Origin of the sequence: Peptoniphilus indolicus ATCC 29427, assembly GCF_000227315.1 — a bacterium.
Classification (GTDB): domain Bacteria; phylum Bacillota; class Clostridia; order Tissierellales; family Peptoniphilaceae; genus Peptoniphilus; species Peptoniphilus indolicus.
This window is the reverse complement of the sequence record NZ_JH165064.1, coordinates 70,530-81,437: the sequence shown is the minus strand read 5'-3', so window position 1 is coordinate 81,437 and position 10,908 is coordinate 70,530. Positions and strand designations below refer to the sequence as shown.

The 10,908-nt window shown below is 32.9% G+C and carries 10 protein-coding genes; all 10 read left to right on the top strand.

All coding sequences use genetic code 11. The features are described from left to right. Window positions 1-967, top strand: a 967-nt coding sequence (locus HMPREF9129_RS07945; RefSeq protein ID WP_442512527.1) for a MutS-related protein, incomplete at its 5' end; no start/stop codon positions are given. Beyond that, complete coding sequence (locus HMPREF9129_RS07940; RefSeq protein ID WP_004822336.1) at window positions 964-1,569, top strand: histidine phosphatase family protein; 606 nt, start codon at window positions 964-966, stop codon at window positions 1,567-1,569. The genes HMPREF9129_RS07945 and HMPREF9129_RS07940, both read left to right, overlap by 4 nt. A gap of 62 nt (window positions 1,570-1,631) precedes the next feature. After that, window positions 1,632-2,393, top strand: a complete 762-nt coding sequence (locus HMPREF9129_RS07935; protein WP_004822335.1) for a P-loop NTPase — start codon at window positions 1,632-1,634, stop codon at window positions 2,391-2,393. Between the two features lie 2 nt (window positions 2,394-2,395). Continuing rightward, window positions 2,396-3,316, top strand: coding sequence for an NAD(P)/FAD-dependent oxidoreductase (locus HMPREF9129_RS07930; protein ID WP_004822333.1), 921 nt, complete (start codon window positions 2,396-2,398; stop codon window positions 3,314-3,316). Continuing rightward, window positions 3,313-5,022, top strand: coding sequence for an aryl-sulfate sulfotransferase (locus HMPREF9129_RS07925; protein WP_004822332.1), 1,710 nt, complete (start codon window positions 3,313-3,315; stop codon window positions 5,020-5,022). The genes HMPREF9129_RS07930 and HMPREF9129_RS07925 overlap by 4 nt, the downstream gene beginning before the upstream one ends. Before the next feature lie 107 nt (window positions 5,023-5,129). Next, window positions 5,130-6,926: a peptide ABC transporter substrate-binding protein gene (locus HMPREF9129_RS07920; protein WP_004822330.1), complete on the top strand. Its 1,797-nt coding sequence runs from the start codon at window positions 5,130-5,132 to the stop codon at window positions 6,924-6,926. Between the two features lie 52 nt (window positions 6,927-6,978). Continuing rightward, window positions 6,979-7,908: an ABC transporter permease gene (locus HMPREF9129_RS07915; protein WP_004822329.1), complete on the top strand. Its 930-nt coding sequence runs from the start codon at window positions 6,979-6,981 to the stop codon at window positions 7,906-7,908. After that, window positions 7,908-8,846, top strand: a complete 939-nt coding sequence (locus HMPREF9129_RS07910) for an ABC transporter permease (protein WP_004822326.1) — start codon at window positions 7,908-7,910, stop codon at window positions 8,844-8,846. The genes HMPREF9129_RS07915 and HMPREF9129_RS07910 overlap by 1 nt, the downstream gene beginning before the upstream one ends. Before the next feature lie 8 nt (window positions 8,847-8,854). Then, window positions 8,855-9,853, top strand: coding sequence for an ABC transporter ATP-binding protein (locus tag HMPREF9129_RS07905; RefSeq protein WP_004822324.1), 999 nt, complete (start codon window positions 8,855-8,857; stop codon window positions 9,851-9,853). After that, the gene (locus tag HMPREF9129_RS07900) at window positions 9,846-10,820 is read left to right on the top strand and encodes an ABC transporter ATP-binding protein (RefSeq protein ID WP_004822322.1); all 975 of its coding nucleotides are present in this window, start codon (window positions 9,846-9,848) and stop codon (window positions 10,818-10,820) included. Before HMPREF9129_RS07905 ends, HMPREF9129_RS07900 begins: the two co-directional genes overlap by 8 nt. Window positions 10,821-10,908 lie beyond the last annotated feature (88 nt).

Sequence of the window (10,908 nt, the reverse complement as noted above, 5' to 3'; positions counted from 1 at the left end):
AAATTATGAAATAGATTCAATATATAATGAATTATTAGAAATAAAAGAGTTTAATAATAAACTCAAGAAGATTCGCAATAAGGCAAAGGGAATAAGATATTTTAAAAACTTTGATGAGTCAGAGGGAATAAGAAAAATATTTGATTTATTATTTTTAATTGAAGCTAACAGGTTTTATTCTATTGCAGATGAGATAAATAAGTGTAAGGAAGATATTTTAAAATTATACATTGCACTCGGTGATATAAATGCGATAACAGCTATAGTTTCTTACAAAATAGCTGAAAATTTAAAATTTGTAGAATTTGTAGATGACGATTTTATATTGGAAGCAAAGGGGCTTAAACATCCTTTGCTAGGAGTTGAACAGACTTCTCAAGATTTTGAATTTTCAAATATAGATGTTTTAATAACAGGTTCTAATGCTTCAGGAAAGTCTACATTCTTAAGAAATCTTGGAATCAATGTAATATTTGCCAATGCTTTTGGCCTTACACATTCAAATAGCTTGAAAACTTCATTTTTTAAAGTTGAGTCAGCTATAGATATTTCAGATTCATTAGAAGAAAAAATGAGCTATTTTATGGCAGAAACTAAAGCTATTAAGAGAATGATAGGTGATATTGATGTAAAAAAACTATTGATATTGGATGAAATATTTAAGGGTACAAATACAATAGATAGGATTGCTGCAGCGTATAATACTCTAAAATATATTGCAAAAGACGCAACTGTAGTGGCAGCTACACATGATATTGAATTGACAGAACTTTTGAGTGAATATACAAATTATCATTTTGAAGAACAAATAGAAGAAGATGACATAAAATTTGACTACAAATTAAAATTAGGTAGAGCTGAATCAAGAAATGCAATAGCTATTTTAAATTTAATGGGTTATCCAAATGAGATAATTGAAGGCTCATATAAATTGGCTAAAGATTTGGAGGATAAGAAGAGTATTTGAAAATATATTTGACAAGACACGGACAGACGGAGTGGAATAGAGCGGATAGAGTTCAAGGTATAATGGACTCTCCATTAACTCAAGAAGGAATAGAAATGGCGGAGTTATTAAGAGAGTCATCTAAAAATATTAAATTTGATAAAGTTTACTCATCAGATTTAAAAAGGGCAGAAGATACTGCAAAAATAGTTGCACCCGACAATGAAATTATATCTACACCATATCTTAGAGAAATAGATGTTGGGAATTGGAGTGGAAGATATTTTAATACACTTAAAGAAGAAGACAGAGAGTTATATACCACTTATTTTAATGAACCACACAAATATAAAAGAGAAGATGGAGAATCTCTCTACGAAGTGATGGATAGAGTAAAGAAGTTTTTTGAAGGTTATATCTTAAATTCAAAAGATAAGAATGTCTTGATAGTTAGTCATGGAGTAACTATTGTTGCGATATTAAATTATGTAGAAAAAATAGATATATCTGATTTTTGGGAAAATAGAGTTCTTAGAAATGCTACTTTTAACATAATTGAGTATTCTGACGGAGAATTCAAAGTATTAAAAAAAGCTCCGAAAAATCCAGTAGCTACAATTTAAAACAGAGAATGAATGATTGATTAATCATATATAAAATATTATAATAAGTATAGGAGAAATAAATGGCAATTCAAAAATTTAGTTTAAATGAAAATTCAAATGTAAAACACACAATAGGTGTGGTGAGCGGTAAAGGTGGAGTAGGAAAGAGCTTTGTTTGTCAAAGTTTGGCCACTGAGCTAAGTAGACAAGGGTACAAAGTTGGAATACTTGATGCTGATATAACAGGGCCTTCTGTTCCAAGTGCATTTGGAATTTCTGAAAAAGTATTAAGTGACGGAAAGAATATAAATCCGGCAATAACAAGTACGGGGATAAAATTAGTCAGTGTTAATTTAATACTACCTAATAGCACAGACCCAGTATTGTGGCGTGCACCGGTTGTAGGCTCTGCAATTTCTCAATTCTATCAAAATGTAAATTGGGGAGAATTGGATTATCTTTTAGTGGATATGCCTCCTGGAACAAGTGATGTCCAGCTTACTGTGTATCAATCAATACCACTTGATGGCGTTGTAATAGTTTCTACACCTCAAGATTTAGTTCAAATGATAGTAGAAAAAGCAGTTAAGATGGCGCAGATGATGAATGTAAAGATACTTGGCTTGGTAGAAAATATGTCTTACTTTAAATGCTCTCATTGTAATGAAATAACTTATATATATGGTGAAAGTAAGATTGAATCTGAAGCTAAAAAGCATGATATAAAGAGCACATTAACATTACCTATAGACCCTAATTTTTCAAGAATGGTTGATGAAGGTCTGGTAGAGAGCTTAAAAATTGAAGGAATGGATGATTTTGCAAAATCATTAGGTATTTAATTATGTATGATTTGATAATAATAGGTGGAGGCCCTGCTGGGCTCTCCGCTTGTGTATACGCAGGGAGAGGATTATTAAATACTCTCATAATAGAAAAAAAGAGTTTTGGTGGAAGAATAAAAGACACTGAAATGGTGAAAAACTACCCTGGAATTATACAAACCAGTGGAATAGAACTTTCTGATATGTTTAGGAACCATGCTCTTGGCATAGAAAATGTAGAGAGAATAAAAAGCACTGTAACGGGTGTCGAAAAAGATGGAAATATATTTAAAGTACATACTAAAAGAAGAGGAACTTTTGAAGCAAAAGCAGTAATTCTTGCACTTGGTACAAGAGAAAAAGTTTTAGGAATAGAAGGCGAAACAGAGTTTGCAGGAAAGGGAGTAAGCTATTGTGCAACTTGTGATGCAGAATTTGTAAAAGACAAAGATGTCCACATACTTGGAAGTGGTAACGTTGCCCTTGAAGAGGCTGAATATATTTCTAAGTTTGCAAATAAAGTCAGTATAATTTCAATACATCCAGATGGCATAGTTGATGCTGATAAAGATATTTTTAAACAGGTTTTAAGAAATCCTAAAATAGAAATAATATACAATTCATATTTGATAAAAATCCAAGGTGAAGAATATGTAAATTCAATAACTTTGTCTAAATTAGGTAAAGAAACTAGTTTAGAAACAGATGGAATATTTATGTTTGTTGGGATGGAACCTCAGACAGAAATTGTTTCCAATTTAGGTATACTAAATGAAAATAAGTTTATTAAAGTAAATGAAAAAAAGATGACTAATATTCCAGGTCTATTTGCTGTTGGAGATTGCACAGATACAGTCTTAAGACAAGCTGTTGTAGCAGCTTCAGATGGAGCGATAGCAGCTGTCTATGCAGATAGATACTTGAGGGAGGAATACCGATGATATTACCAACAGGCACGACAGTTTATAAAAAAGAAAAGTGTTGCAGTGGTTATAATTTAGTTGCAACTCCTAGTTCAGGTGTTTTATTGTTCGATATGAATGGAAATGAAATAAAACATTTTAAGATGAATGCTATGCCTGCAAAGATGTTAGAGAATGGGAATATAATTGGTACTACAAAATTTAGAAAATCTGATTTTTCTTCACAAGATGGAGAAAGCTTAATAGAAATAGAACAAGATGGTAATGTGGTTTGGTCATATAATAAATTTAGATTTCTTGAAAAAGAATCTATATGGAGTGCCAGAGCTCATGGAGATTACCATAGACTTGAAAATGGAAACACCTTAATTTTAGGTCATGATACTATTGTAAACACAGAAGTATCTGACAAAAAACTTTTAGACGAAGTCATATATGAAGTAGATTTAAATGGCAATGTAGTTTGGAAGTTCTCTTTTTCAAATCATTTTAATGAAATTGGTTATACCGAAGTGCAAAAAAATGTAATTTATAGAAATCCTAACTTAATTTCAAACTTGGAGATAGGAGACTATCTACACATAACTTCTTTTGGAGTCTTGGGAGAAAACAAGTGGTATGACCAAGGAGATAGGAGATTTGCTCCTGACAATATAATATTTGCTTCAAGACAATCAAACTTTATTGGGATAATTGATAAACAAAAGAGAAAAATTGTTTGGCAAATAGGTCCTAAAGAAGATAGTTTATTTAGGAAACTTCATGGGATAATAGGTCCTACTCATATACAGATGATTAAAAAGGGGTTGAATGGAGCAGGGAATATTTTACTTTTTGAAAGTGGAGCAGAGTCAGGATATGGAGTTCCAAATTTAAACTCAAGTACTGGAATAAACAATTATAGAAGAGCATATTCAAGAGTTTTGGAATTTAACCCGATAACGTATGATATAAAATGGAAGATAACACCTAGAGATTTAGGATATTCAACATATTTAAATGGATATAAGTTTTATTCCCCATATGGGGGAAGTTTACAAAGACTTGAAAATGGAAACACTTTAGTTTCTATGGGTTCGGCAGGAATTATGTATGAGATAACAGAAGACCATGAAGTAGTTTGGAGATGGGTTTGTCCATACAGAGTTAATGCAGAACAGAATTTTGCAATTAAAAACTATATATATCAAGGATTTAGATATCCATACAACTATTTAAATAGAGAAAAACCTATAGAAATTTCGGTAGATCAAAATGAAATTAGAGAGGAAAATACGGGAACAAGAGTTAAAGAAACTTTTGTGGAAGGTGTTGTAATACAAAACGATATAGATTTCATGACCATGGCTATGGAAAATGAAGATGAAATAGCTCTTCAAAGAGAGATAATAAGTATGGAGTCTTCAAAAGTTAAGTTCATATCAACTGAAAATTTTGATAAGAGAATAGCTGAAAATCCAACATCAATTGTAATATTTGGTGGTAAGAGTTGTGTACACTGTAAGAGTGTTAGAGAAATAGTTATTGAATTGATTGAAGAAGAGTTTGGCGAGATAGCTGCATTTTACTTGGACATAGATGAAAATAAGTCTGTTAGAAGAACTAAAAAGATAGATAATGTACCATTAACAGTTATGTATAAAAATAGTGTAGAAGTTCATAGATTTGTAGGAGAAGTTACCTATGATGATATGGCACTGAAGATAGAGGAATATCTATTATAGACTATAGCTTATAACACTTTGGGATAATATAACTTCAAAACGATTGTTAAGTACTGTAAAATATGGTAAAATTAATTAATTAAATTAATATTGAGGAGGTAATTTTAATGAACAAAAGATTTAAAGGTTTAGTGGCCTTGTTAATCTTGACAGCAGTATTTTTGACAGCATGTGGTGGAAATAAAACTGCAAGCACAGATGGAGCGGAAGGACAAATTCTTATCGTAAACAATACTAGTGAACCGGGGTCTTTAGATCCTGCACTTGCGCAAGGTACTCATGAATCATATTTGTTAAATCACTTATTTACAGGACTTTTAAGATATGATAAAGATGGAAATTTAGCTCCTGGTATGGCAAAAGAAATGCCAACAGTATCAGAAGATGGTTTGACTTATACATTTAAACTTAAAGATGATGTCAAGTGGTCAAATGGAGATCCTGTTACCGCAAAAGACTTTGAATTTGCATGGCTAAGAGCTCTAGACCCTAACACAGCTTCACTTTATGCATTCCAACTTTACTATTTAAAAGGAGGAGAAGCTTATAACACAGTTGAAAGACCTGGCGTATACTATGTAAAAGATGCTGATGGAAATGATACTAACGAAGTTGACCATGAAGTTGTTATAAGTGATGCTGATAAAGCAGGGCTTGATCTTAATGGCAAGAACGAAGATGAAATTGCCGATGCAGTTTATGAAAAATGGTTAGAAGCTAAAAGAGCTGAAGTTGGAGTAAAAGCAATTGATGATACAACTTTAGAAGTTACTTTAGAAAAACCGACACCATATTTCACAGACTTAACAGCATTCTACACATTGTACCCAGTAAATCAAAAAGTTGTTGAAGAAAATCCTGATTGGGCAAAAGACGCTTCTACATTTGTATCAAATGGTGCATTCAAGTTAATTAATTGGGAACACAACTCAAAAGTTGAAACAACTAAGGATGAAAACTGGTTTGATGCATCTGAAGTTAAACTTGGTGGAATAACTTGGGAAATTCTTGAAGATAGCAACACTGCATATCAAAACTTCGATGCTGGTAAATATGGTATATTAACTGATGTCCCAACGGAAGTTTTGGCACAAAAAATTGCTGATAAATCGCCGGTAGTAACTATTGGAAAACAAATAGGAACTTATTATTACAGTTTAAATATGACTAAGAGTGAAGATGGAAAGAATCCATTTGAAAATGCTAAAATTAGAAAAGCCTTCTCAATGGCTCTTGATCGTAAGTCAATAGTAGAAAATATAACTAAGGGTGGTCAAATTGCCGCTGAAGGTATGGTACCATTTGGTTTAATTGACGAAAATAACAAAGAGTGGAGAGACATCAACGGTAATTTAATTAAAGAAGATGCAGCAGAAGCTAAGAAATTATTAGAAGAAGGAATGCAAGAATCTGGAATTACTATCGAAGATATCAATAAACAAGTTCTTCTTTACAATACAAGTGAATCACACAAGAAAATAGCTCAAGCTGTTCAACAAATGTGGAATCAAAATCTTGGAGTAACAGTAGGTCTTGAAAATGCTGACTTCAACGTTAAACTAGCTCGTGAAAATGCTCATGACTTTGATCTAAGTCGTGGGGGTTGGGTTGGAGATTATTATGACCCTATGACTATGTTAGATTTATTTGTGACAGGTGGAGAGCAAAACTATTCTAATTACTCAAATCCTGAGTTTGATGCTCTTATAAAAGAAGCAAAAAATAGCGCAGACCAAACAGTTAGAATGGAAAACATGAGAAAAGCGGAAAAGATATTGATGGAAGATATGCCGATAGTACCTGTATACTTCTATACTCAACCTTATCTAGTACAAGAAAATATAAAGGGTGTTTATAAGCCACTTCTTCAATATCCAATTTTAACTTATGCAGAATTTCAATAAAAAATAAAATGGGCCCCATTTGTGGGGCTCTGCTTTTTAGAAAGGAATAAAGATGTTAAAATTTATAGGAAAAAGATTTGTTATGTCGTTTTTGACAATATTCTTCATAATAACTCTTACATTTTTTCTAATGCATGCTGTGCCTGGAAATCCTCTACAACAAGAAGGAAAGATACCGGCTACGGTTTATAGAAATTTAGAGATAAAATATGGCCTTGATAAGCCTGTGTCTGAGCAGTATAGAAGATACTTAAAAAATATAGTAAAATTAGACTTTGGTGAAAGTATGAAGTCTAATACTGAAACAGTAAACCAAATGATAAAGAGAGGTTTTCCTGTATCTTTGAGACTTGGACTACAAGCTCTTATTTGGTCATTAATATTTGGGCCTGTTTTAGGTTCATTAGCTGCATTATATCAAAATAGATTTCCTGATTATATTGCAATGTTAATAGCAATTATAGGGATTTCAGTACCTTCATTTATAATGGGAACTCTTTTAATACAAGTGGTTGGGAGGAATCTTGGACTTCCACTTAGTGGATGGGGTTCTTTCGCGCACACAATTATGCCTTCTATTGCACTTTGTATGATGCCTACAGCACAAATAGCAAGACTAATGAGATCTTCTATGCTCGAAGTACTAGGGCAAGATTATATCAAAACTGCGAAGAGTAAAGGCATTTCAGGCTCGGCAGTCATTTTAAAACATGCTGTTAGAAACTCAATATTACCGATAGTATCAATTTTAGGTACTCTTACAGCTGATTTATTAATGGGATCATTTGTGGTAGAAAAAATATTCGGCATTCCAGGGCTAGGTAGATTCTTTATAAAAGCCATAACTGACCGTGACTACACTCTTATTATGGGAACTACAGTATTTTATGGAATAGTATTAGTACTTATGATTTTACTTGTGGATATAGCTTACGTTATTATAGATCCAAGAATTAAGTTTGAAGGAGGGGGAAAAGCATAATGGAAAGAAAATTTTCTCCTGAATTATTTAAAAAAGTTGATAGAAATGCAGAGCATGCAGAGAGAATCAAAAGACCTACTATAAAATATTGGGCTGATGTTTGGAGAAGACTGAAAAATAATAAACTTGCAATGTTCGGTTTAATAATAATAATATTTATGGTTATATTTGCAATTATTGGGCCTATGATTAGTGGATATACTTATTATCAAATTGATATGCTAAATACTAATCATAGACCTTCTGCTGATTTTTGGTTTGGTACTGACTCATTAGGACGTGATTTATTTACACGTGCGACTTATGGTGCAAGATTCTCACTTTTAATTGGATTTTTAGCTGCATTTATAAACATAACTGTTGGTGTACTATACGGTGGTATAGCAGGTATGAGTTCTGGTAAAGTTGATGCCTTATTAATGCGTATAGCGGAAATAATTTATTCAATACCATACTTACTAATAGTAATACTATTGTCAGTTGTATTTGCTGAAAAAGGGTCAGGAACTTCTTTTGCGGTTATGGTATTTGCGATGACATTATCTGGTTGGATACCTACAGCTATTTTAGTTAGAGGTCAAGTTCTATCTTTAAAACAGTCAGAATATGTTATGGCAGCTCGTTCAATGGGTGCAAATGATGCTTGGGTTTTATTTAAACATATAATTCCAAACACACTTGGTCCTATACTTGTAAACTTAACACTTATAATTCCAAGAGCAATTTTTTCTGAAGCGACATTATCTTTCGTTTCATTAGGTTTACAAGACCCACTTCCATCACTTGGTAACTTGGCGAACGGAGGACTTGAAGTTCTTGCTATAGGACTTACTTATCAAATGGTAGTTCCCGCACTTATGATTTCGCTTATTATGTTTGGATTTAACGTATTGGGAGATGGATTAAGAGACGCTTTAGACCCAAGACTTAGAAAGTAGGAGATGGAATGGATAAATTACTAGAAGTAAAAGATTTAAAGATATCATTCAAAACTTTCTTTGGTGAAGTTGAAGCGGTTAGAGGGATATCTTTTGATGTAAATAAAAAAGAAACAGTTGCAATTGTAGGTGAGAGTGGATGTGGAAAGAGTGTAACGGCTAATTCTATTATGAAGCTTTTACCAAATCCACCAGCTTTTTATAAAGGTGGTTCAATACTATTTGATGGTGAAGAGATAATAGTAAAGTCTGAAAAAGAAATGCAAGAAATTAGAGGAAATAAAATTTCTATGGTATTCCAAGACCCTATGACATCTCTAAACCCAACTATGAAGGTTGGAGACCAAATAATAGAAGGTTTGATGAAACACGAAAAAATATCAAAGGCAGATGCTCTTAAAAAAGCTATAAGAATTCTTGATATGGTAAGTGTTCCTGAACCTGAAACAAGAATTAATCAATATCCTCATGAGTTTTCAGGTGGTATGAGACAACGTGTTATGCTTGCTATAGCGCTTGTAATGAATCCAAAACTTATGATTGCAGATGAGCCTACAACAGCACTTGATGTAACAGTTCAAGCACAAATATTAGAACTTATGAAAGAGCTTCAAGAAGAATTTGAAATGAGTATAATATTGATTACTCATGACTTAGGTGTTGTAGCAGATATGAGTAATAGAGTTGAAGTAATGTATGCAGGCCAAATTATGGAAGAGGGCTCAACAGATGATATTTTCTATAACACAAAACACCCATACACTAAAAAACTTTTATTATCAGTTCCAAGACTTGATATGAGTAAGGAAGAAAAGCTTCATGCAATACATGGTTCGCCACCGGATTTATATATACCACCTAAGGGATGTCCATTTTTTGATAGATGTGACGAGGCAATGGTAATATGCGAAGATAATATGCCTCCTACAACAGAACATGGAGAAGGACACAGATGTAGTTGTTGGTTATATAGTGAAGAGTACTTAAAGGGGGAAAATAATGACTGAAAATAAAAATAAAGATGTAAGTCCTCTAATAAGTGCAAGGGGAGTAAAGAAATATTTCAAAGTAAAAAAAGGAATATTGAAAGCTGTTGACAATGTAAGTTTTGATATATATCCCGGAGAGACATTTGGTCTTGTTGGGGAAAGTGGATGCGGTAAATCTACAACAGGTAGAACTATAACAAGACTTTTAAACCCAACTGGGGGGGGAATGTTCTTTGATGGAGAAGACTTATTTAAATTATCAGAGTCAAAGTTGAGAAAGAAAAGACGTGATTTCCAATTTATCTTTCAAGACCCGTATGCTTCGCTAAATCCAAGAATGACAGTTGAATCATTGGTAGAAGAACCAATGTTGATAAACGGACTTTATAAAAATGAAAAAGAAAGACATGATAAAGTTATCGAATTACTAAATCTTGTAGGATTATCAGAAGAACATGCTTCACGTTTCCCGCATGAGTTCTCAGGTGGACAGAGACAACGTGTTGGTATTGCAAGAGCACTTGCAGTAAGGCCTAAGTTTATAGTTTGTGATGAACCTATTTCAGCTCTTGACGTTTCTATACAAGCTCAAGTAATAAATATACTTATTGACTTACAAAAGAAAATGAATTTAACTTATTTATTCATAGCACATGACCTTTCAATGGTAAGGTATATTTCAGATAGAGTTGGAGTAATGTATCTTGGAAATATGATGGAAGTTGCAACTTCAGATGAGTTGTATTCAAATCCTATACACCCTTATACAATAGCTCTTATGTCTGCAATACCTTTGGCAGACCCAAATATTCAAAGAACAAGACAGAGAATTATGCTTGAAGGAGAAGTTCCAAGTCCTATAGACCCACCAAATTGCTGCCCATTTGTGGATAGATGTCCGAAGGCACAGGAGGTTTGTAGAAAGTCTAAGCCGGAGCTGACAGAGAGAAATCCGGGACATTTTGTAGCATGTCATTTAGTATAAAAGTGAGTTTTAAGACTCACTTTTTTTTGGGCTCTATGTCAAATATTGGGGAGGCTCATTAATTCGAGCCTCTCTTATTATGTAAAAA

What these genes read in the sequence shown, in the direction of transcription:
- HMPREF9129_RS07935 (WP_004822335.1), top strand. Translation starts at nt 1,632, where the DNA reads ATGGCAATTCAAAAATTTAGTTTAAATGAAAATTCAAATGTAAAACAC.
- HMPREF9129_RS07900 (WP_004822322.1), top strand. Translation starts at nt 9,846, where the DNA reads ATGACTGAAAATAAAAATAAAGATGTAAGTCCTCTAATAAGTGCAAGG.
- HMPREF9129_RS07920 (WP_004822330.1), top strand. Translation starts at nt 5,130, where the DNA reads ATGAACAAAAGATTTAAAGGTTTAGTGGCCTTGTTAATCTTGACAGCA.
- HMPREF9129_RS07930 (WP_004822333.1), top strand. Translation starts at nt 2,396, where the DNA reads ATGTATGATTTGATAATAATAGGTGGAGGCCCTGCTGGGCTCTCCGCT.
- HMPREF9129_RS07905 (WP_004822324.1), top strand. Translation starts at nt 8,855, where the DNA reads ATGGATAAATTACTAGAAGTAAAAGATTTAAAGATATCATTCAAAACT.
- HMPREF9129_RS07915 (WP_004822329.1), top strand. Translation starts at nt 6,979, where the DNA reads ATGTTAAAATTTATAGGAAAAAGATTTGTTATGTCGTTTTTGACAATA.
- HMPREF9129_RS07925 (WP_004822332.1), top strand. Translation starts at nt 3,313, where the DNA reads ATGATATTACCAACAGGCACGACAGTTTATAAAAAAGAAAAGTGTTGC.
- HMPREF9129_RS07910 (WP_004822326.1), top strand. Translation starts at nt 7,908, where the DNA reads ATGGAAAGAAAATTTTCTCCTGAATTATTTAAAAAAGTTGATAGAAAT.